The 22,155-nt window shown below is 71.3% G+C and carries 18 protein-coding genes; 3 read left to right on the forward strand and 15 right to left on the reverse strand.

The features are described from left to right. Nucleotides 1-122: 122 nt before the first annotated feature. The 13 genes from OG595_RS21905 to OG595_RS21965 all read right to left on the reverse strand — a co-directional run bounded on the left by OG595_RS21905 (nt 123) and on the right by OG595_RS21965 (nt 14,783). The gene (locus tag OG595_RS21905; RefSeq protein ID WP_329274441.1) at nt 123-1,706 is read right to left on the reverse strand and encodes an MFS transporter; all 1,584 of its coding nucleotides are present in this window, start codon (nt 1,704-1,706) and stop codon (nt 123-125) included. Beyond that, entirely contained in the window at nt 1,694-3,139 is a 1,446-nt protein-coding gene (locus OG595_RS21910) for a class-II fumarase/aspartase family protein (protein ID WP_329274444.1), read from the reverse strand. Before OG595_RS21910 ends, OG595_RS21905 begins: the two co-directional genes overlap by 13 nt. Further along, entirely contained in the window at nt 3,136-5,283 is a 2,148-nt protein-coding gene (locus OG595_RS21915) for an FAD/NAD(P)-binding protein (protein WP_329274446.1), read from the reverse strand. The genes OG595_RS21910 and OG595_RS21915 overlap by 4 nt, the downstream gene beginning before the upstream one ends. After that, complete coding sequence (locus OG595_RS21920; RefSeq protein ID WP_329274449.1) at nt 5,280-6,206, reverse strand: NAD-dependent epimerase/dehydratase family protein; 927 nt, start codon at nt 6,204-6,206, stop codon at nt 5,280-5,282. The genes OG595_RS21915 and OG595_RS21920 overlap by 4 nt, the downstream gene beginning before the upstream one ends. A 5-nt stretch (nt 6,207-6,211) precedes the next feature. After that, nucleotides 6,212-6,781, reverse strand: coding sequence for a hypothetical protein (locus OG595_RS21925; RefSeq protein WP_329274452.1), 570 nt, complete (start codon nt 6,779-6,781; stop codon nt 6,212-6,214). Further along, nucleotides 6,778-8,502 carry a class I adenylate-forming enzyme family protein gene (locus OG595_RS21930; protein WP_329274454.1) on the reverse strand — a complete coding sequence of 575 codons (1,725 nt, stop codon included), beginning with the start codon at nt 8,500-8,502 and terminating at the stop codon, nt 6,778-6,780. The genes OG595_RS21925 and OG595_RS21930 overlap by 4 nt, the downstream gene beginning before the upstream one ends. Next, a complete protein-coding gene (locus OG595_RS21935; RefSeq protein ID WP_329274456.1) occupies nt 8,489-9,238 on the reverse strand; it encodes a hypothetical protein in 750 nt (249 codons plus the stop codon). Before OG595_RS21935 ends, OG595_RS21930 begins: the two co-directional genes overlap by 14 nt. Further along, complete coding sequence (locus OG595_RS21940; RefSeq protein WP_329274458.1) at nt 9,235-10,524, reverse strand: beta-ketoacyl-[acyl-carrier-protein] synthase family protein; 1,290 nt, start codon at nt 10,522-10,524, stop codon at nt 9,235-9,237. The genes OG595_RS21935 and OG595_RS21940 overlap by 4 nt, the downstream gene beginning before the upstream one ends. Continuing rightward, nucleotides 10,514-10,798 carry an acyl carrier protein gene (locus tag OG595_RS21945; RefSeq protein WP_329274460.1) on the reverse strand — a complete coding sequence of 95 codons (285 nt, stop codon included), beginning with the start codon at nt 10,796-10,798 and terminating at the stop codon, nt 10,514-10,516. Before OG595_RS21945 ends, OG595_RS21940 begins: the two co-directional genes overlap by 11 nt. Further along, entirely contained in the window at nt 10,795-11,070 is a 276-nt protein-coding gene (locus tag OG595_RS21950) for an acyl carrier protein (RefSeq protein ID WP_329274462.1), read from the reverse strand. Before OG595_RS21950 ends, OG595_RS21945 begins: the two co-directional genes overlap by 4 nt. 111 nt (nt 11,071-11,181) lie before the next feature. Further along, complete coding sequence (locus OG595_RS21955; RefSeq protein ID WP_329274465.1) at nt 11,182-12,654, reverse strand: class I adenylate-forming enzyme family protein; 1,473 nt, start codon at nt 12,652-12,654, stop codon at nt 11,182-11,184. 6 nt (nt 12,655-12,660) lie between these two features. Further along, on the reverse strand, nt 12,661-13,908 hold the full coding sequence (locus OG595_RS21960; protein WP_329274468.1) for a 3-dehydroquinate synthase II family protein: 1,248 nt from the start codon (nt 13,906-13,908) through the stop codon (nt 12,661-12,663). Continuing rightward, entirely contained in the window at nt 13,905-14,783 is an 879-nt protein-coding gene (locus tag OG595_RS21965) for a 2-amino-3,7-dideoxy-D-threo-hept-6-ulosonate synthase (RefSeq protein WP_329274470.1), read from the reverse strand. The genes OG595_RS21960 and OG595_RS21965 overlap by 4 nt, the downstream gene beginning before the upstream one ends. Before the next feature lie 311 nt (nt 14,784-15,094). On the opposite strand from OG595_RS21965, the gene OG595_RS21970 reads away from it, so the two are divergent. Both OG595_RS21970 and OG595_RS21975 read left to right on the forward strand, forming a co-directional pair. Then, complete coding sequence (locus tag OG595_RS21970; RefSeq protein ID WP_329274472.1) at nt 15,095-16,498, forward strand: MFS transporter; 1,404 nt, start codon at nt 15,095-15,097, stop codon at nt 16,496-16,498. A gap of 260 nt (nt 16,499-16,758) precedes the next feature. Next, a complete protein-coding gene (locus OG595_RS21975; protein ID WP_329274474.1) occupies nt 16,759-17,649 on the forward strand; it encodes a ricin-type beta-trefoil lectin domain protein in 891 nt (296 codons plus the stop codon). Between the two features lie 195 nt (nt 17,650-17,844). On the opposite strand, the gene OG595_RS21980 is transcribed toward OG595_RS21975, so the two are convergent. Both OG595_RS21980 and OG595_RS21985 read right to left on the reverse strand, forming a co-directional pair. Next, nucleotides 17,845-18,009: a hypothetical protein gene (locus OG595_RS21980; protein ID WP_329274477.1), complete on the reverse strand. Its 165-nt coding sequence runs from the start codon at nt 18,007-18,009 to the stop codon at nt 17,845-17,847. A gap of 125 nt (nt 18,010-18,134) precedes the next feature. Continuing rightward, nucleotides 18,135-18,260, reverse strand: coding sequence for a hypothetical protein (locus OG595_RS21985; protein WP_329274479.1), 126 nt, complete (start codon nt 18,258-18,260; stop codon nt 18,135-18,137). A gap of 438 nt (nt 18,261-18,698) precedes the next feature. Between OG595_RS21985 and OG595_RS21990 the strand changes: the two genes are divergently transcribed. Further along, nucleotides 18,699-22,016 carry a S8 family serine peptidase gene (locus OG595_RS21990; protein ID WP_443073355.1) on the forward strand — a complete coding sequence of 1,106 codons (3,318 nt, stop codon included), beginning with the start codon at nt 18,699-18,701 and terminating at the stop codon, nt 22,014-22,016. Nucleotides 22,017-22,155: the final 139 nt, after the last annotated feature.

Here is a 22,155-nt window from a genome sequence, read left to right on the forward strand (position 1 = left end):
CCGCTCCCGCTCTCTCTCCCGCTCCATCTCCCGCTCCGCTTCCTGTTCCTTTTCCGTCCTCTCCCTCTCCCCCTCCTTCTCGGCCACCACCGGTATCGATATCGGCGCAGGTGTCGGCACCCTCACCTCCTCGTCCGTGTGCGCAGGCCCACCACCGACACCGCGAAGCCGACGAGGGCCAGGGCGGCGACGGAGAGGGTGGCGGCGTACATCGCGTCGAGGAAGGCCCGGTCGGCCGTCGTCGCCAGTTCGGGCAGGTGGAGGGAATCGGCCAGTGAGCGGGCCGCCTCGGCGGAGGTGCGGGCCTGTTCCGCCGTCGCCGGGGGCAACTCCCTTACAGAGGCGGGGAGTTCGACGGTGTCCGACATGCGTGACCGGTACACCCCGGAGAGGATCGAACCGGCCATCGCCACCCCCAGCGTGCCGCCGACCTGTCGGGTGACGCTGTTGACGGCCGAGCCGGCGCCCGCGAGCTGCGGCGGCACCCCGCTCATCATCACGGCCGTGACCGGCGTACCGACCAGGCCCATTCCGAAGCCCTGGATCCACAGCAGCGCGGCGATGAACCAGAGGGGGGTTCCGCCGTCCAGCCAGGCGTACGCGAGGTAGGTGACCGCCGTGGCCAGGACTCCCGCCGCGACCGTCCAACGGGCCGTCAGACGGCGGCTCGCCGCGGGGGACGCCTGGCTGCCCAGGACGATGCCGATCGCGGCGGCGATCATCACCAGACCGGCGTCGGAGGGGGAGAGGCCGCGCGGGCCCTGGAGGTAGAAGGCCGCGTAGAAGAGGTGCCCGGCCAGTGCCATGAACGCGATCAGCAGGACCACACTCCCGGCCGCGAACCCGGGCTGCCGGAACAGCCGTACGTCCAGGCTGGGGTCGGGGGATCTGCGCTGGCCGGCGACGAACGCGGCCAGCAGCGCGCCGCCCAGCAGCAGGGGCAGGAGGACGTGGGGGCCGAACCAGGCCCGGCCGTTGCCGAGTTCGATGATCCCGTAGACCACGCCGCCGAGGCCCAGGACCGAGAGGGCCATGCCGGGGAGGTCCAGCTGTCTGCGCCTCGAACCCTTCAACTCCGGTACGACGGCTGCCACTCCGGCCATGCACAGCGCCACGATCGGCGCGTTGACGAGGAACACCGAGCCCCACCAGAAGCTGTTGAGCAGCGCCCCGCCGACCACCGGGCCCACGGCCACCCCCAGGCCGCTGGACGAACTCCAGATCGCGATGGCCCGGGTGCGCTTCTCCTCCGGGGTGCTCTGCACGATCACCGACAGCGTCGCCGGCATCAGCAGCGCGCTGCCCGCGCCCATCGCCGCCCGCGCCACGATCAGCCAGCCGGGCGACGGGGCGAAGGCACCGGCTCCCGAGGCCACGCCGAACAGCGCCAGGCCCGCGAGAAGTGTCGTCCGGGGGCCGAAGCGGTCCGCCAGCGCACCGCCCGCGAAGAGGGCACCGGCGAAGACGAGGGTGTAGGCGCTCGCCACCCACTCCAACTCGGCCGGGGTCGCGCCCAGTCCGTCGGCCGGGTCGGCCAGGGTGGTGACGGCGACGTTGAGGACCGAGGTGTCCAGCCAGATCAGCATCTGCGCGCAGACCACGACCAGGAGGACGGGCCATGACCGGCGCGGGGCGGCCTTGCCTCCAGCGCTGGGAGCACCCGCGGCACCTGGTCCGCTCACGTCGCTCGTTCTCACTTCGCCCATCGGACGACGCCTCCGTTGCCCTCGTAAGTACGCAGTGCTCGGTCGATCAGTGCGTCCGCCGCACCCGTGTAGCGGGTCGGGTCGAGCAGGTCCGCCAGATGGGTGGGGGGCAGCCTGGTTGCCAACTCGGGTTGTGTGGAGAGGAGTTCAGTCAGTGGGCGGCCGGTGGTTGCCGACTCGGCGGCGGCCGTCGACAGGAGCTTCTTCGCGTGTGCCTTGCCGAGCACCGGGGCGAGTACGACCGCCAGTCGCTCGGTGACGACGGCTCCGCCGGTCAGTTCGAGGTTGGCCAGCATGCGGTCCGGGTGGACGATCAGGCCCTCCGCCAGCTCCACCGCCGTGTGCGCCGCGCCGCCCGTCAGCCGCAGTGCCTCCCGCAACGGCTGCCACTCGGCGTGCCACGCCCCGGCCGGGCGCTCGTCCTCCGCCAGCAGGCACTGGGCCAACACCAGCGCGTATGCGGGGACCTGGCGGGCCGCCGACACGATGAGGGTGGCGAGGGCGGGGTTGCGTTTCTGTGGCATCGCGGACGAGGCGCCTCGTCCGGCCGCCGCCGGTTCGGAGACCTCGCCGATCTCCGTACGGCACATTGTCTGCACGTCCAGCGCGAACTTGCCGAGCGCCCCGGTGACCAGCTGAAGCACCGCGCCCAGCTCGGCGATCGGAGTGCGTACGGTGTGCCACGGCAGCGTCGGCTCCGCCAGCCCGAGGGCCTTCGCGAACGGGGCCAGCAACTCGACTCCGCCCTCACCCCCGGAAGCCCCTCCCGCCCCGCCGTCCAAGGCCGCGTACTCCCGATACGCGGCCAACGTGCCTGCCGCGCCGCCCAGTTGGGCCGGCAAAGCGGACGCCACCGCCTGTACGCGCGTGCGGGCATCCGTGACGAGCTGCAGCCAGCCCGCCGCCTTCAGGCCGAGGGTGGTGGGTACCGCGTGCTGGGTCAGGGTGCGGCCGGCCAGGACGGTGTGGCGGTGGGTGTCGGCGAGTGCGGCCAGGGCGGCGGCGGTACGTTCGAGGTCGGTGGCGATCAGGGTGAGTACGCGGCGGGCGATCAGCATGGCCGCCGAGTCGAGGACGTCCTGGCTGGTCGAACCCCGGTGCACGTACTCGGCGGCGGCCGGGTCCTTGGCGGCGACCACCTCCGTGAAGGCGGTGACGAGTGCGACGACCGGGTTGGCGGCGGCCCGGGCCGCGTATGCCAGGGCGACCAGGTCGAGGCGGTCCGCGTGGGCCTCCGAGACGATCGTCGCCAGCGCCTCGGCGGGGGTCAGCCCGACCTCGAACTGGGCCTGCGCCAGGGCCACTTCCACGTCCAGCATGGCCTGGAGCCACGCCTCGTCGGTCACCTCGGCAGCCGCGGGCGTACCCGCCCAGGTGGGCGCGAGCAGCCCCGAGTCGGTGCCCACGGAGGCGGAAGCCGTTCTCCCGTTCATGCGCGTCGACTCCCTGGGCCGGAGATCCGAGGGGCGGCGTTCGACCCGTCCCTCGGCGACGGCACCTCGGAACCCTCCAGGCCCAGCACCGCCCGCGCGATCGCGTCCGAGTCCTCCAGCGTCACCGAGCCCACGCCCGGTCTGATGCCGACCGCCGTCACCCAGCGCACCCCCTCCGTCGGCACCCCGAAGGCGAACCGGCGCGGGTGCGGTCGCCCCGACGCGTCCAGCACCCGGGGCGCACCGTCGGTCACCGCCATCCCGCCCGTCTCGTGGATCTCACGCACCTCACTCACCTCGCGCACCGCAGATACCTCATGTGCTCCCTGTGTTCCATGCGCTTCAGCTGTCTTGGCCACCTCATGCGTCTTGTGGCGGTCCGGCCGGTACGGGACGCATCCGCCCGCAGCCAGCAGCCCCCGCAGCAGCGGACTGGCGCTGCGCCGCAGGTCGATGTCGGGCAGCCGGGCCTCGACCAGCACCTTCACCAGCACCGGCGCCTCCGCCACCCTCTCCGCGTCCACGAGGAAACCGGCCGAACGGGAACCGGCTTCGGCAGGGCCGCCCGTCGCGCCCTCCGTCGGCCGTACCCGCATCCCCGGACCGACCACGTGCAGCACCTCGGCCTCGATCAGCGCGATCAGCTGCTCGATCCGGAACGCGGGCGGACCGATCGACGTGAACGCGTTCAACGGCGTGTACCAGCCGTCCAGTTCGGCCCGGTACGACTCGCCGACGACCCCGCCGTGATCGACCACCAGCCGGACCTCGTTGCGCAGGTCCCGCAACGCGTCCAGCGCCGCCTTCAGCGGGCCGTTCACATTGCCGAGACGGGCGGCGGCGACGTCCTGCCGCAGATATCCCAGCAGCCAGTCCCGGAAGTCGGCGCGGTCCGTGAAGTGCCGTTCCCCGTAAGGCTGTTCAATGCGCCGCCAGTCCCAGCGCCGGTCCGGCGGTACGTCGTACCGGTCGAGCAGGACCGACTCGGACTCGCGGCCCGCGAAGCAGGACCGTACGAACTCCGCCGCTGTCCCGGGGCCTTGGGCGGCCCGGAGCCACGCCTCGTAGTAGACGGTCCGGACCTCGCGGTCGATCAGGGGCCAGATGTCCGTGCGGAAGCCGACGGGGCGCCGCCGCAGGCCGGCGATGATCTCCGGGGTCAGGAAGCGGGGGTGGTGGCGGCCCAGCGCGCCCTTCTCGTTCTCCCCGCGCGCGTGGTACGGGACCCCGCGCCGTGAACCCGCGTACAGCACCGGCTCGTTGCCGCTCGGGATGTACACCAGCCCGGCGCCCCGGCCGTCCTGGTCGTCGCCCTGCTTGAACGTGCCGCCGCGGCCCTCGGTGAGCAGGGCCAGCTGGTCGAAGAAGTTCAGCCCGAGTCCGCGCAGAGCGACCGGGGTGCCGGGCCGGATGGCGCTCAGGTCGGCGTCGGCCGGGTTGGCGGGACCCACGTAGGCCACTCCGGAACCAGTACCAGTACCGGGGTCGGTACGTGCGTGGCGGGTGGCGAAGGAGTGCAGGTCGCGTTCCTCCGGGCTGGGGGTCGACCTGCCGTGTCCCAGGGCCAGGACGACCGCGTCCAGGCCGGTGAGCCGATCGCCGTCCGCCAGGGTCACCGTCTGTCCGCCGTCCGGTTCGTCGGCCAGTGCGGTCGCGGTCGTCCGGTGTGTGTGGACCGTGACTTCGGGCGGGGCGGTGCGTAAGAGGTGCTGGAGGACCCATTCCAGGTAGTGGCCGTGGAAGGCGCGGGTCGGGTAGGTGTCCGGGCCGAGGCTCCGTGCCTCCGCCAGGACCCGGGCCGGGTACCCATCGGGTCCGAGGGTGCGCGCCCACTCGTACAGGCTCGGGCCCGGTACCGACGGGCCCGCGCACGGCACGCTGTCGTCGGTGAACAGGGTCACCTGGGAGGCGACCGTGTTCATCAGCAGTTCGGGCGGCTGGTCGGTGCGCCACACCGCGCCCGGGCCGGGCGGGTACGGGTCGACGAGGTGGACCACGACCGGGCGGCCGGCCCGGCCCGCGTTGGCGCAGAGCCGCTCCAGCACCGAGAGCCCGCGCGGACCGGCACCGATCACGCACACGACGACGGCATCGCAGACGTCACCCGAAGAGACTGGTCCGGGTGCGGGGCCGGGTCCGGTCATTCCTGGCCCAGCCCGTCGCGCCAGCTCGGCCGCACCGGCTTCCAGCCCAGTTCCGTACGCGCCCGGGCGTTCGACGCGCCGGCCGCCGAGGTCAGCTGGTGGGCCATGAACCAGCCGAGCAGCCGGGGTGCCATCGTCACCGGAACCGTGCGTGGCGGCGGGGCGTCCAGTGCCCGGGCGAAATGGGGCAACCACTGTGCTGCCGGGACCGGTTCGTCGTCCGTGATGTGAAAGGCGCCGGTGGTCTCCGACTCCACGGCGGCCACCGCCGCGCCCACGGCATCCTCCACATGCAGGAAGGAGGTGATCCCGGCCCCGCCCTCGGGCAGCGGTAACCTCCCCGCCAGCACCCGCTGTCCGGTCCCGCCGGTACGGGCGTACGCGGTGCCGGGGCCGTACAGCGTCCCGTACCGCAGCACCAGCCCGCTCAACTCCCCGGCCGCTGCCAGGACTTGTTCCTCCAGCTCGGAGACGGCCCGTACGGTGGACGCCCAGCCGGGGTCCGTGGCATCCACGTACAGGGGCGCGTCCTCGTCGACGACCGGGTCTCCGGTCGGCGCGGCGGCGAAGGCGATGGACTGCGCGACCAGCCGCCGGGCACCGGCCGCGCGGGCCGCCGCGAGCAGGTTGGCGGTGCCCTCGGTGCGCAGTCGCGCGGTCCGCGCGAAGGCCTCCGGCGGGTCGTCGCGCAGCAGCCGCAGCGCCGACAGCTGATGGACGACGACTTCGGGCCGTACGTCCGTCACGGCGGTCAGCAGCGCTTCCCGGTCGAGGGCGTCGGCGACCACGATCGCGTCCGCTTCCGGAGCGCGGGCCCGGGACTCCTCCCTTACCAGCGCGCTCACCTGGTGGCCCCGCGCCCGCAGCGCGCCCACCAGCGGATGTCCGACCACTCCGGTGGCCCCGGCGACAAGTATCCGCACGGCGTTCAGTCCTCCGTACCGTTGGTGACGTCGGTGAGGGGTGCGCGTACGCGCATCAGCAGGCGGCACGCCTTGTCGCCGTCGCGCAGGCAGGACTCGGCGCGGTTCTCCGTCAGAGTGACGCCGAGGCCTTCGGACCAGCCCGCGTGGATGTCGGTGCAGGGGCACCGGTAGCCGTCCAGTGAACCGGCCATCCGCACCATGGTGACGGCGAAGTTCCGGCGCAACGTGAGGACGATCAGGCCGTCCTGGTCCGTCGCGTCCTCGACCTCCGTGGAGGCGTTGCGCAGTTCCGGCGGGAACATCCGGTCGCCGCAGTCGTCGTACCTGCGGCGCAGCTCCTCCAGGTCCTTGCGGGTGTCGCCGGTGGCGGGGAGCGGTCCCGACAGGCGGCCTACGCGCTGCCCGACGTGCGTCGCGACCTTGCGCAGCGCCTCGGCGTTGAGTTCGTTCGCGGCCTCCTGCCCGAACCGGCTCGCCACCCCCTGGTACCAGTTCGCGTCGTGCTGCCACCACAGCCGGTACGCCTCCCCGGCCCGGGCACGGTGGTTGACGTCCTCGGGACCCGTGCTCATCGCCGCTCCTCGGCCGTGGAAGCGGCGAAGCGGTCGCGCATCACCCGTTTGAGGACCTTGCCGGTGGCGCCCTTGGCGACGTCGTCCGGCTTCATGCGCAGGGCGCGGGTGACAGGGGGAAACCCGGCGGACCTGAGAGTCGCGTTCACCCGGTCGGTCAACTCCCCGTCGGTGGGACCCCCTTCAGCCTCTCCCTCTCCCGCTGCCCTTGCCCCTTCCCCGTTCGCGAGTTGGAGGAGCGCGTAGGCGTGTGCCACTCCGTCGCCGTCCCAGTCCGCCCGTACGCCGTCCTCGGCGCCCCCGACGACCGTGCAGTCGGCCAGTTCGGGGAGTTCGCGGAGCAGGAGTTCCTCGGTGCGGGTGCTGAAGACGACGCCGTCCGGGGTGCGGATGGCGTCCGGGGCACGGTCGAGGTGGTAGAAGTTGCCGTCCTCGTCCTGGTGGGCGAGGTCGCCGGTGAGCCAGTAGCCGCCGAGGCGCATACGGTTCCAGGTCAGCGAGTCGTTCCAGTAACCGGGCGTGAGGGTGGGGGACTTGAGGCCGAGGCGGCCGATCTCGCCGGGCGGCAGCGGGGTGCCGTCCTCGGCGAGTACGGCGGCCTCGGCGAAACTGATCGGCCTGCCGACACAGCGGGAGTAGGCCGAGGTGTCCTTGGTGTGCCGGTTGTGGAAGACGGAGTAGCCGGCCTCGGAGGAGCCGAGCCCGTCGACGAAGACGGAGCCGTCGACCCGTACGCGCCGCAGGTCCTTGCCGATCGTCTGGTGGCTGCCGTACCGCACGAGGGCCCGGATGTGTGCCTCGTGCGCCGCGTCACCGGTGTTGAACCACACCTGCACGCTGGAGAGGTCGCGGGTCGTCAGGTCCTCGGCGGCCATCTCGCCGAAGGTGCCGGCGAAGGCCAGCACGGTGGTGGGCCTGAAGTCCTCGATGGCGTCCAGCACTTCGGTGCCGCGCTGGCTGGAGAGAAGCTTTATGTCGGTGCGCAGGAGAAGGCAGTACAGCAGCGTCGCGACCATCGCGTTGTGCGCGCCGGGCAGTCCGACCAGGGTGCGTTCCATGTCGGTGCCGGTGGAGTAGCGCAGGCGGTGCAGCTGCGCGTACATCAGTGTGCGGTGGGTGTGCGGAACTCCCTTGGGCATACCGGTGGTTCCGGACGAGTGCGAGATGAGCACCGGGTCGGTGGGGTCGTGCCGGTACGGGTAGGAGGGCGGGAGCGAGGCGCGGTGTTCGGGGCGGATGTCGGCGGCGGTCACGCAGAAGCCGAGGCCGGAGCCCGAGGCCGGGTCCGGGGCCTTCGACGCCAGTACGGCGTGGTGCTCGCGGTCCGTGAAGGCGCCGACGGCACCCTGCCGGCGTACGTACTCGCGCGCCATGTCGGGCGCGAGGTTGCCGTTGACGAAGGACGGGATCGCGCCGAGGGACGTCAGCGCCAGGAAGTTCACCGCGAACTCGGCGCTGGAGCAGGAGTGGAGGGCGACGGGGTCGCGGGGGCGCACCCCGTGGGCGGTGTACCAGCCCGAGTAGGTCTCGACGACCTCCCGCAACTCCCCGAGGGTGAGGTGGGTGGGGCAACTGCCGTCGGGGGCGAGCCAGTTGCCGTCCATCCGGAGGACGACCTCGTCGCGTGGACGGTCGTACGCCGCCAGGCGCGCCAGGATGTTCCCGGCGCCCAGTTCGGTGTCGGAGCAGATCCGCGCCCGTTCCTGCCTACTGATGAGCATGGGTATGGGTCTCCGTCTCGTTCTCGTCGCTCGGTTCGGCGTGGGCGGTGGCCAGTTCGAACAGGCCCTGGATGCTGCCGGGTCGGCGCGCCGGCCCGGTGGATCCGGCGGATCCGACCGGCACCTGCGCCCGGGCGGTGGCGCCGGGACGGCCGAGCAGTACCGCCGCCGCCAGGCCCGCAGCGGCGGGGAGTGCCGGTTCCGGGCCCGCGCCGTGGGCTGCGGCCAGTTCGCGGTGGACGGCGGCCACGCGTTCGCTGCCGCCGAGTTCCACGGCCAGCACCAGGACCCGGTCGAGTTCCGGATCGTCCTCCAGCAACAGGTCCGCCATGGCGAGCAGTTCGGTCAGCGGGTCGTCGAGGGTGGAGATGCTGAACATCTGGCCGGTGATGCCGAACTCCCGGCTCATGTGCCCCAGTACGGAGTTGGCGGTGGCCTGCATGAACAGCAGTGGGTTGTGGACCCGCCCGGACACCATGCGCCGGCTGGCCAGATCGGCGGTGGTGGTGTCACCCGTCAGGCTGGCCAGCGCCACGGCGGTACGGTCGCCGTCCCCGGGACGCGCGGTCAGGCACCTGCTGCTCACCTCGTATGCCAGCGGGCTGAACGCCGACTCCACGAAGCCGGGCAGCTTCGGCAGCGCGATGTCCTCGTCCCGGCCGGTGTTGTGGGTCGCGGTGGCGGCGGTGAGGACGGACAGGGAGGAACGCAGGGCGGTCCCGTGGGTCGTGGTCACGGCCGCTCCAGGACGAGTGCGGTGTTGGCGCCCCCGAAGGCGGCGTTGATGTTGAGGGCCCGGCGCGGGTCGGCGGAGCGCGGTTCGTTCGGTATGTAGTCGAGGTCGCACTCCGGGTCGGGGCTGCTGTATCCGGCGGTCGGCGGGAGCACGCCGTCCAGCAGGGCCAGCATGGTGATCACGAACTCTACGACGCCCGCCGCCTCCAGGAGGTGGCCGGTCGTGCTCTTGGTCGAGCTGACCGGTATGGATTCGGCCCGCTTGGGGAAGGCGGCGCGCAGGCCCCGGGTCTCGGCGCCGTCGTTGTACCGGGTGCCGGTGCCATGGGCGTTGATGTAGTCGAGGGACGCCCCGTCCGGGTCCCCGGCCTGCCGCATCGCCTGCCGTGCGGCGCGGGCCAGGCCGGCGCCTTCCGGGTGCGGCTGGGCGATGTGGTGGGCGTCGGTGGCGGCGCCCCAGCCGACGACGGAGGCGAGCGGCCGGGCCCCGCGCCGCCGGGCGTGCTCGGAGGACTCCAGTACGACGGCGGCGACCCCGTCGCCCAGGAGCAGCCCGCTGCGATCGGCGCTGAACGGCCGCACCATGCCGTCCAGGGACAACGCCCGCCCGGAGTTGAACTTCCCGAAGGTCTCCTCCTCGACCAGATAGCCGCCCGCACACACGGCCGTGTCGATCCGCCCGGTGGAGATCAGCCGGCAGGCGTGAATGATCGCGGCGGCGGACGCGACACAGGCGTTGGTGAAGGTGAGCCGGGGCCCGGTCAGACCGAGGCCGTCGGCCAGCAACTCGGCCAGCCGGGCAGGCACGGCATCGGCGAGACCCTCCAACTGGTGTACGGCGGACGCCACTTCGGGGGCGCGGGACGGTGACGTCGGGGGCTTCGCCGCGTGGGCGCGCTCGGCCGCGGACAGTCCGCGGCCTTCGTACGGCCGCCTCCCCGGCGGGACGGGCACAGGGCCCCCGGCGTCCCGCCAGTACCGGGTGACGCTCTGATGGTCCCCGGCAACCCCCAGGACCACCGCCGCCTCGGCACCCGCCCCGAGCCCGGCCATACCCAGCGCATCGTCACCGCACCGCCGGAGCGCGTGCCGGAGCGCCCACCCCTCGACCGCGTCGGGACCGTCGGGGGCCACGGCGGCAACCGCCGTACGGTACGGCCCCGTGTCGAAGCGTGTCGTGGGCCGGAACGCCGGCACCCCCGCGAACACCCCGCGCCGCAGGGCCTCCGCGCCCTCGCCGAACGCGGTCCGTACGCCGTATCCGGTCACTGTCACCTCACGCGTCATCCCGGGCGCCCCCCTTCTGGGCGGTACGCAGGTATCCGGTGAGCCGGCGGAGCGACGTCAGCCCGGCGATGTCCTCGTCGCTGGGCTCCACGACCAGGCCGTACCGCTCCTCCACCACATGGAGCAGCCACACCAACCCGAGGGAGTCCAGGACGAGTTCGGCGTCCTCGTCGAGGTCGTCGGGCAGCCCCGGGAAGACCTTGCTGTCGGACAGCAGCTCCCGTACGGAGTCGGTGGTGATGTCGGTGCCGGTGGCCCCTGTGCTCGTACTCATGCCTTTGCACCTCGGCGGACGACATCGGCGACGAGCCCGCCGAGGGTGAGGGTGGCCAGGGGTTCGATGTCGGTGTCGGGGATCTCGACACCGAACCGCGACTCCAGCCGCAGCGTGAGTTCGATCAGGCTCAGGGAGTCGACATCCAGGCCGCCGACGGTCACCGGGCTGTCGTCCGTGATGCCGTCGCGGCTCAGCAGGATGTTCATGTCGTCGATGACCGCGGTCAGGACGAACTCGCGGATCTCGTCTTCCAGGGTCGACGTACTCATGGTCCATGTCTCCAGAGAGGGGGGATTCGAGCGCCCGTGAAAGGGGCGCGGTGAACTGCGCGACAAGCCACAAACCAGCCCGCGGACAACCAACAGCCGGGCGTGGCGGCCTTACCCGGCGGAACGCAACGTCTCGGCCTGCCGCACCAACTTCCCGTTGGACGTGCGCGGCAGCGCGTCCAGCAGCCGGATCACCCGGGGCACCTTGTAGTCGGCCAGCCGCTCCCGGCACCACCGCGACAACTCCTCGGTGGACGGCCGTTCCGTATCCGCGCGCACCGCGACGTAGGCCTCGGTCACGTCCTCGTGGACCAGGACCGCCTGGTCGACGGCCGGGTGCTCGCGGAGTACGTTCTCCACTTCGGTGAGGTCGACCTTGAGGCCGCCGACGACGACGAGGGAGTCGGTGCGCCCCTGGACCAGGACCGCGCCGGTGGCGTCCAGCGTGGCCCGGTCCCGGGTGTGCAGCCAGCCGTCCGCGTACTGGGTGCCGCCCGAGTCGAAGAGGTACGGCGACTCGGTGAGGGCGACGTCCAGTTCGCCCCGCACGACCCGGACCGACACTCCTGGCGCCGCCCGGCCGACCGAGGGGCGCAGGGTGCCGCCGACGTCGATGGCGACGATGCCGGTCTCTGTGGTCCCGTACGCCTCGCCGACCCGGACGCCGTACAACTCCGCGAACCGGGCCGCGGTCCGCGGGGGCATGATCTCGCCGCCCGACACCGCGATCCGCAGGTCGGGCAGCGCGGGGGGATCGATGGCGGCGGCGAGCAGTTCGTAGTGCGCCGGTACGCCGAACAGGGCGGTGATCCGGTGCTCCAGCGAGGTCCGCAGGATGTCGCGGGCGGAGACGCGGGGCGCGAAGACGACGGAGACACCGGCGGCGAGGGAGTACAGCAGCCCGCCGATCAGCCCGAAACTGTGCGCCGTCGAACTGAGCAGCAGCAGCCGGTCGCCGTCGACCGGCATGCCCGGGACCCCGGCGAAGCGGTCCACCTCGGTGGCGAGCGACCGGGCGGTCCTGCCGATGACTTTCGGCCGTCCGGTGGAGCCCGAGCTGAACTGGACGAGCCGGTGCCCGGTGGTGGCCGCCAGCCCGGTTCTGCGCCGCTCGGTGACGACCTCGTACTCGGACCGGAAACCGAACGTGGCCCGGACGTTGGACCCGGCGCTGACCATGAACTGCGGCCGGCAGGACGCGCAGAGCGCCGCCACCTCGGGCGGCTTGAGCCGGAAGTCGAAGAGCAGCACCTGCGCGCCGAGCCGCCACAGCGCGAGCAGCACCTCGATCTGAGTGAAACTCGGCGGGGTCCGCAGCCCCACGGTGCTGCCCGGCCCGATGCCGTATCCGGCGAAGACGGCGGCCTGTTTGGTCACCCGTTCCCGTAACTCGCCCCGGGTGACCGTGTCCTGCTGGTGTGTCAGATACGGCAGCCGGTCGTCGCGGGCGTCGAACAGCCGCTGCACCAGGGCGGCCAGGTCCGCGTCAGGAGCCGAGCCGGGGTCCAAGTCGAGATCCGAGTCCCGATCCGAGCCGAGATCCGAGCCGAGATCCGAGCTGAGATCCGCGTCGAGTTCGCCCATCGGACCTCATACCTCCTTGCAGAACTCGCCGATGGGCAGGCCCACATGGCGCTTGTCGGCGGCCAGATAGCCGAGCAGCTCATCACCCGTCCGCAGTTCGGTGACGTTGAGGACCTTTCCGCCCGGGCCGAGCACCCGCACATGCCAGTCGTCCTGCACGGTCAGGCTGACCAGCCGGCCGTCCTCGGCGTGGGTACGGATCTCCAGCAGCGGCCGGGATTCCAGCTTCGCCCGCCCGACGACGACCCGGCGGGTGCGCCCGTCGGCGCCGACCGCGAGCAGCGCGCTGCCCGAGCCGACCTCGCTGAGGTAGTTGGTGCGGTTGTCGGGGCCGAGTGTGTACGAGTGCAGGGCGCCCGCGTTGACCCGGAACGGCCGGGTCGGCATGTAGGGCAGGGGGTGTGTCTCGCTGCAGCACAGCACGAACCCGGAGGAGTAGGAGCCGACGAGGATGCCCTCGTCCTCCTCGAAGTGCGAGCAGGTGTCCACGCAGACCCGGTCGCCGAGCCCGACGTGCCGGATGCTCTCCACGGTCAGGGTGGACAGTTCGAGTTGGGGCGTCGTCGCCTCCAACAGCCGTGCCAGCGCGAAGACTTCGTCGGCACTGCGGGGTGTGAAGAGGATGCCGTCCGAGCCGCGCTCCAGCACGTCGAAGACGATGGCCGCCTCTTCCAGGCCGTCGACGACCGTCACGAGCTTGCCCTCGGCGGACTCGGCCGCGGCGAGCACGATCTCCAGCGGGATCTTGGTCGGGTCGGCGAAGTGGATGACCGTGTACGGCAGCACCATGGCGCCCGCGCAGGACAGTCGGAGGGTGCGGTCGTCCCGTACGTCGATGAACCCGGAGACCGGTGTGCCACCTGTGCCACCGGCGCGGGTGCCGGCCCGGTGCTCGGCGGCGAGGGCGTCCAGCTCGTCCTGGGTGCCGAACTTCCGCAGGAGTACGTCGAATCCGGTGCCGGACGGTGAACCGGCGGGCCCGGACGGGGACTTGGCGTCCTTGTCGGGAGCCTTCGCCTCCTTCCCCTCCTTTCCTCCTTCCTTCCCTTCCTTGTCGGCGGGCTTCTTCGCGGCTGTCGTGACCGGGCCGCCGCCCTCGGCGACCAGTACCCGGGTGACCGTCGGGGGCAGGGTCCCGAGCAGCTCGGCGTCGGCGGCCACGACTCCCGCCATCCGGGCGTGGATTGCCGCGTCCACCACCGCCTGGAGCTGCGGACGGGGGACTTCACGCAGGTCGATCCATGCGAACCTCATGCCACTCCTGCCACGATCGTCGAGTAATTAGCCATGCGCATGTCATCGCTGATGTCGCCGCCGACGCCGTCCTCACCGATGCCGTCTTCGCCGAGGTCGTCGCCGCCGATGCCGGTGGTCCCGCCGTGCACGACCGCCGAGAGCCGGGCCACCAGTGCGGCGGGCGCCGGGGAGGAGAAGATCCGGCGTCCGACGGCCAGGCCCCGGCAGCCGGTGGCCATCACCGCCGCGCCGTACTCGACGAGGTCGGAGCCGTCCGGTGGACCGCCGGCCGCCAGGACGGGAATGGGACTGTTCGCCACCACCTCGGCCATGCGCTCGATCGGCAGGGCGACGGAGGTCTTCACCATGTCCGCGCCCAGGTCCGCGGCGACGTTGGCCAGGTGGGAGAGGAGGGCCGGATCGCGCGGATCCTCGATACGGGGGCCGCGCGGATACACCATCGCGATCAGGGGCATGCCCCACGCGTCGCAGGAGCGGGCCACCGCTCCCAGATCGGTCAGTTGCTGCGCCTCGGTGTCCGAGCCGATGTTCACATGGACGCTGACCGCGTCCGCGCCGAGCGTCAGCGCCTCCTCGACGTCGGCGACCAGCACCTTGGCGTGGACGTCGGCGGAACAGGAGGTACTGGCGCTCAGATGCACCACCAGTGCGCAGCTCTTCAGGATGTCCGGCGCGAAGGCGCGGGCGCGCCCCTTGTGGACGATGATCCCGTCGGCCCCGCCGGCCACCAGTGCCCGCAGCAGGCCGTCCCACTTGTCGGCGGGGACGATCGGGCCGTCCGAGACGCTGTGGTCGAGCGGGACGAGCAGATGTCGGTCGTCACCCGCGAGCGAAAGTCTTCTCAAGCGTAATTGCTTGCCCGTTTTCAGCATGGGAATTGTGATTCTCCGTGTCCGAAAATCGATGGTTGTAGAACTTTCAAGTTAAGCGGTCATGAGCATTCTCGCGTCGCTGCCCGTTGGCAAGGTGTAACCGACGGTAAATTTTTATGCGCCGGGGAGCATGAATATTGACAGCGGATTGACAGGTTACGTGGGGTTGACGGCGCCCGCGCGTACTGTTCGCGCACTCTATGCGCGTTGGGGCGTTCTGCCCCACGTCTGCGAATGGGCTTCTTGTCGAAATTGAATTTCGATGATTAGGGTGACTCCCCTCCCCACTCAGGACTTGGAAGTGACCCCCCATGCCTGAATTACCGCTCAGAACCGCCGACCCGAAGACAGCGAAGACGGCGGCAACGGTGACGACAGCGACCACGGCGAAATCCGAGGCCCCGAAGGTCGCCGTCGCGAGCCTGGTCGGCACGACGATCGAGTACTACGACTTCGCCGTGTACGGCACCGCCTCCGCGCTCGTCCTCGGCCCCGCCTTCTTCCCCTCCGGCAACGCGACCCTCTCCTCCCTGGCCGCGTTCCTCACCTTCGCCGCGGCCTTCCTCTCCCGCCCGCTCGGCGTCGTCCTGTTCGGCACGATCGGCGACCGTCTTGGCCGAAGACGGGCCCTGGTCGTCTCCCTGCTGCTGATGGGCGTGGCCACGGTCGGCGTCGGCCTGCTGCCCACGTACGAGACCGCCGGGCTCCTCGCCCCCGTACTGCTGGTCACGCTCCGGCTGCTCCAGGGCGTCAGCATGGGCGGCGAGTGGGGCGGCGCGGTGCTGCTCGCCGCCGAACACGCGCCCCCGGGCCGCCGCGCGCTGTACGCGTCCATCCCGAACATCGGCCCCTCGCTCGGCTTCCTCCTCTCCACCGCGGTCATCCTGCCCACCCTGAACATCGTGGGCATGGCGGGCTTCACCGACTGGGCCTGGCGCATCCCGTTCCTGCTCAGCACCGTCCTCGTCGTGGTCGGCCTGTGGGTGCGTACGACGGTCTCCGAGTCCCCGGTCTTCGAGGCCACGGCGCGGGCGCGGGCATCGGATTCGGTGCCGGATTCGGCAACGGCGTCGGAATCCGTGTCGGAGCCGCTGCTCGCGCCCCGGTTCCCGCTGGGGGCGATCCTCCGGCAGTACCCCCGCCGGCTGCTGCTCGGCACCGGCGCGGCGATCGGCGGCTCGGCCGTCTACTACCTGACGATCGTCTACAGCCTCTCGTACGGTCCGCAGGAACTCGGCATCCCCCGGAACACGATGCTGACCGCCGCGAGCATCGGCGCGGCGGCCGGAATCGCCATCACCCTCCCGGTCGCCAGGCTGTCCGACCGGGTCGGCCGCCGCCCGCTGATGCTGGCCGGAGCTGTCGGCTGCGTGGTGTGGGCGGTGCCGATGTACGCCTCGCTCAGCTCACGCAACGGGCTGGTGATCACCGGCGCCTACACGGTCGGCCTGATGTTCCTCGCGCTGATGTTCTCCCCGGTGGCGGCCTTCCTCCCGGAGCTGTTCCCGGCCCGGCTGCGCTACACCGGTGCCTCCGCCGCCTTCATCCTCGCCAACACCCTGGGCGGCGGGTTCGCCCCGTCCATCGCCACCTGGCTGAACAGCCACTGGGAATCCCCGCTCGTCCTCGGCTTCTACAGCGGCGGCCTCTGTCTGGTGAGCCTTCTGTGTCTGCTGGCACTGCCGGAGACCCGGGATCACGAGTTCGACGTCTGACAGGCGTTCTTCCGCCGTTGGCCGGTCTTCCGCCTGACGGAAAGCGCGTCGTCAAGAGGATATTGCCGAACACAATAAATGTACTACCGAGAACAAAACCCCCTTTCGGTGAATTCGGACCACGGTCCCGGTGTTTCGATGCGTGCCCTAGTCTGAGCCGACGTGAGGCGTGAAGCGCTCACGGAGTCGTTACTCGGGCAAGGAGCTTCCCATTGGCTACTCACCGTTATAAATCCCGGTTCGGGCGATACGGGTTGGTAATGGCATCGTTGGGGCTGATGACCGCCGGGGCCGCGATATCCGCCCCGGCGGCATCGGCCGCCGTCTCCACCGCCGCCCTTCGCGGCGCTGATTCCGGGCGATGTCTGGACGTGCCCGGCGGAAAGACCGAGAGCGGTACCGAACTCACACTCTGGGACTGCAATGGGGGCAGTAACCAGCAGTGGTCGTACGACACCGTGACCAGGGCGCTGGGCGTTTACGGAAGCAAGTGCCTGGACAGTGAGAGCGACAGCGCGGTCAACGGCGTGCCCGTTGTCATCCGGGACTGCACGGGCGGCGCCACCCAGCAGTGGGACGTCGTGTCCGGAGGGACCGTCGAGAACGTCGGCCTGGGCCTGTGCCTGGACGCGGCCGAGCTGGGCGTCGCAAACGGAACCCCGGTTCAGCTGTGGTCCTGCAACGGCGGCGGAAATCAGCGGTGGAGCGGGATCACCCCCGACGCACCCGCCGACACGTCCGGGATGACGTCGCTGGAGAAGCAGGCGTTCGACAACGTCAACGCACAGCGGACCGCCAACGGCTGCGCGGCCCTGGTGATCGACGAGAGCCTTCAGAAGGCCGCCCACGACTATGCGGTTGAGATGGTGCGGACCCACAACTTCTCGCACACGTCGGCGAGTGGAAAGAGCCCCACCGACCGGGTCAGGGACGCCGGATACACCCGGGGTGGCGTCGGCGAGAACATCGCGATGGGTTTCGAGGGCGATCCGAACGGCGTGGTCAACAACCCGACCTACGGGTGGATGAGCAGTTCCGGCCATCGCGCGAACATCCTCAACTGCGGCTACACCAGGACCGGCATGGGATACGACGCGGGCAACATCGACCCGAACTACGCCAGCGGCTCCTGGGTGCAGGTATTCGGCTGATGCCGATGTCGATGTGACGTGAAGTGATGTGACGTGAAGTGAGGCGACCGGGCCGCCGACGCCTCTCCGGAGGCGGCCCGGCAGGGGCCGCCTCCGCGTACCTCCGGCCGCGCCCGTGACGGACACCGCCCGGCGTCACCCCGCCCGGGGAGCCAACCTCCGGGCAGCACCCCGGTAGGGGCCGCTGGACACGCCTCACCGCGGGGTGAAGAAGATCATCGGGTTGTCCCGGCTCTCCCGGGCCGGGTGGCCCGCCGCGAGGCACCGCTCGACGTCCTTCAGCCGGTCGTGGATCTCGGGAGCGTGGGCCCGGGAGACCGCGAAGCAGGGGTTCTCCCGCCCGGCCGGCCGGCGCGGCACCACCGCCCCCTCGGTGAAACGGCAGCGCCCCGCGCCCGTGGAAGGCGTCGTGGACGCACACCGGCATGCCCGGCTTTCCTGCTGTCGCGTCTTCCTGAGGCCGTGCCATCTTGGGTACGGCCCGGTCAGTGCGCGATGAGACCGGCCGCCGAGGCGAGCCACTGGGTGGTGAGCAGCGCGGCCACCGCCAGTGTCGTGACCCGCGCCAGGTGCCGGTTCGTCCGCGCCCCGCGCAGTGGTGCCCTGGTCATGTCCGACTCTCCTGCCGTCCGTGTCGCCCCGCGCACTTCCGCGGGGCCCGGCAGCCCAATCTGCTGCCCCGGAGGGCACCACCGCCTCGGCCGAACGGCCGGAATCCGCAGACCGGCACCGCCCCTGTACTGGCCGAACGGTGGAGGAGGGAGGCGTGCGGAGGGGCACCCGCCGACCTCCCGCCAGAAACCGGCCGGATGTTCTTTCCAACCCGGCGCCGCCCCGCTCCGTCTCTAGGCGCGAGCCGTCGGGAGTACCTGCGACGGCTGCTGTCCGATGTCGAAGTGTCAGGAGTCCAGGTGGAGTTGCGCGCGAGACCAACACGTGCGGTTGTGGCGGCGGGGGTGGCTTCCACGGCCCTTCTGCTGGCCGGTGTCCCGGGTGCGGAGGCCCAGGACACGAGTGGCGCCAATACGGTCAGGACGGCGGAGACGTCCATGGCGTCCGGTATGCCGGAGGCCGCCGTGGCGTCCGGTACGGGCAAGGCGTCGAAGACGGTGACCCTGGTGACCGGTGACCAGGTCATGGTGGACGGCGCCGGGAAGGTCACCGGGGTGGTCCGCGCGGAGGGCCGGGAGAAGGTGCCCATCTCCGTGCGGGTGGCCGACGGTCACACCCGGGTCGTGCCCGGTGACGCGGAACTGCTGCTGGCGCGCGGCAGGCTGGACGCCCGGCTGTTCGACGTGACCCAGCTGGTCGCGGACGGCTATGACGACGCGGGCCGTGGTGACGTGCCGCTGATCGTGACGTTCCGGGGGAAGAAGGCGCCCTCGATGAGCCCGTTCACCGGGGCGGGGGCGAAGGTCGGCCGGGCCCTGCCCGTCGTCAACGGCACAGCGATACGGCCCGCGAAGAAGCGCGGCGCCGACTTCTGGAACGCCGTCACCGGCAGTGGCCGACAGAGCGACACGGCAACGGAGTTCACCGCCTCCACCGCTGTCGAGAAGCTGTGGCTGGACGGCAGGCGCAAGGCCGGTCTCGACAGGAGCGTGCCGCAGATCGGCGCACCCACCGCGTGGGCCGCCGGGTACGACGGCACCGGCGTGAAGGTCGCCGTGCTGGACACCGGCATCGACACCACGCATCCCGACCTCGCGAGTCAGGTGGTCGCGGAGCAGGACTTCACCGGTTCCGTCTCCGGCACCGGTGACAGGTTCGGCCACGGTACGCACGTGGCGTCCACGGTGGCCGGTACGGGCGCCGGGGCGGGCGGCAAGTACAAGGGCGTCGCCCCCGGCGCGAAGATCCTCAACGGGAAGGTCCTCGACGACAACGGCTCCGGCAGCGACTCCGGGGTCATCGCGGGCATGGCATGGGCGGTCGCCCAGGGCGCCGCGGTCGTCAACCTGAGCCTGGGCGGCGAGGACATGCCGGGCATCGACCCGCTGGAGGAGACGGTCAACCGCCTCTCCGCGGAGAGCGACACGCTTTTCGTGATCGCGGCCGGCAACGACGGCGAGGCCGGTGAGAGCACGGTCGGCTCGCCGGGCAGCGCGGATGCCGCGCTCACCGTCGGCGCCGTCGACAAGGCCGACGTCCTCACCGACTTCTCCAGCCGGGGTCCGCGTGTCGGCGACAGCGGGGTCAAGCCCGACCTGACCGCCCCCGGTGCCGCCATCACGGCGGCCGAGGCCCCGGGCAGCCTCCTGGCCCAGTGGTATCCCTCCGGGATACCCGGCTATCTCACCCTCGACGGCACCTCCATGGCGACCCCGCACGTCGCGGGCGCCGCCGCCCTCCTCGCCCAGCAGCACCCCGACTGGACCGGCGAACGCCTCAAAGCGGTCCTCACCGGCTCGGCGAAGCCAGGCGCCTACAGCTCCTACCAGCAGGGCACCGGCCGCACCGACCTGACCCGGGCCCTGGACCAGAACGTCATCTCCGAACAGCAGTCCCTCGACTTCGGTCTCCAGCAGTGGCCCCACGGCGACGACACCCCGGCCACCAAGCAGGTGACGTACCGCAACCTCGGCACCGGGCCGGTCACCCTCGACCTCTCCGTCGACGCACTCTCGGTCGACGGCGAACCCGCCGCTCACGGCATGTTCACCGTGTCCCCCACCCGGATCACCGTCCCCGCAGGGGACACGGCGAGCGCCTCCGTGACCGTCGACACCCGCGTGGGCGGCGCCGACGGCAGCTTCGGCGGCTCGGTGCGGGCCACCTCCACCGACGGCACGGTCCAGGTCCGGTCCACCGTGGGCGTCGAACGCGAGGTCGAGTCGTACAGCCTGACCCTCAAGCACCTCGACGAGAACGGCGAGCCGACCGGCGACGCCGCCACCTCCGTCTCCGACCTCGGCAGCGAGTTCTACGCCGACTACGCCGACGAGCAGGACGGCGAGCTCACGGTGCGGCTGCCGAAGGGCGACTACTCGCTCAGCGGGATCATCCACCCGTCCTTCGACTCCGCCACCCACGCCGTGCTGGTGCAGCCGAAGCTCACCCTGGACCGGGACACCACCGTCACCGTCGACGCCCGCCGGACGCGGCCGGTCGACGTCACCGTCCCCGACGCGGCGGCGAAGAACACCGAGGCCACGGCCTTCTTCACCTTCGACCGGGGCGAGGGGGCGCGCGCGGACACCATGGAGTTCAACCTGCCGACCTTCGAGGGCACGGGCTTCGGACAGCTCGGCCCCGAGCCGTCCGGCGACCAGGCGTCCACCGTGTCCGCCGTGTTCGCCGGCGACTGGACCCGTAAGGACGCCGAGGGCCGGCCGGTCACCTACCACCTGGGCTGGAACCGCGCCGGCCGCCTGGACGGCTTCGCCGCCGATGTCCGGCGCAGCCGGCTCGCCAAGATCGACCTGCGGGTGGGCGTGCCCGTCGCGGGCAGGCGCGTCCAGGTCGAGGTGTCTCCCCACACGGCCGACGGGGACCTGATCCTCAGCGCGGGCGACCTGCGCGGCGAACTGCCGCTGCGCACCACCGACTACGTCCTCGACAACGACGTCAAGTGGTCCTTCCGTATGTGGCAGATGGTCGGCGAGGGCCACGAGACGCGCGCCGAGACCTTCCTGATGCGGATGCCGAGGACCTGGCAGGCCGGTCACAGTTACACCGAGCGGTTCAACGTCGGCGTCTTCGGCCCGGTCCTGCCCGCCCCGGGTGAACTCGGACCGGCTCAGGGACTCCCGGGGATCGTGCGGTACGGGAACGTCATCAGGGCCTTTCTGCCGCAGTTCGGCGACGGCTCCGGCCACTGGGGCCTCAGCGACTACACCTCGGTGACGAGCTCGCTCCAGGCGGACGGCAAGGAGATCCCCGACGACTACGGCATCCCGCCGATCGACCTCACCGAGTACACCGTTCCCGCCCAGGACAGCGCGTACAGACTGACGGTGGACGCCTCGCGTGATCCCGCGGTGTATCCGGTCAGCACCCGCGTCCGTACGGAGTGGACCTTCCGCTCCGCCACCACCCCCGAGGACGGGAACGTCACCCTCCCGCTGTCGGTGATCCGGTTCTCCCCCGACCTGAGTCTGTCCAGCACGGCGAAGGCGGGCAAACGGTTCACGGTGCCCTTCAGCATCGAGGGCGCGGCGGCCGGACAGCGGCCCGCCGGGCTCGCTTTCGAGGTCTCCTACGACGACGGCGCCACCTGGCAGCACACCAGGGCCGTCGGCGGCACCCACCTGGTGCTGACCCACCCGGCCACCGCGGGCTCCGTCTCCCTGCGGGCGAAACTGACCGACCGGACCGGCAACACCCTGGTCCAGACGATCGAACGCGCCTACCTCACCACCGAGTAGCCCTTCGGACCATGTGCCCATCGAGTCCCGTTCGGGGCGGCGTCGCGACCGCCCCGAACGGGACTCTCCGTTGTTCCACAACAACCGCCTGAGTCACGCGGGTTCACGGGTTCCCAGCCACCGCGAACGGGGATAGCCA

Source organism: Streptomyces sp. NBC_01451, from assembly GCF_036227485.1.
In the GTDB taxonomy this organism is placed as follows: domain Bacteria; phylum Actinomycetota; class Actinomycetes; order Streptomycetales; family Streptomycetaceae; genus Streptomyces.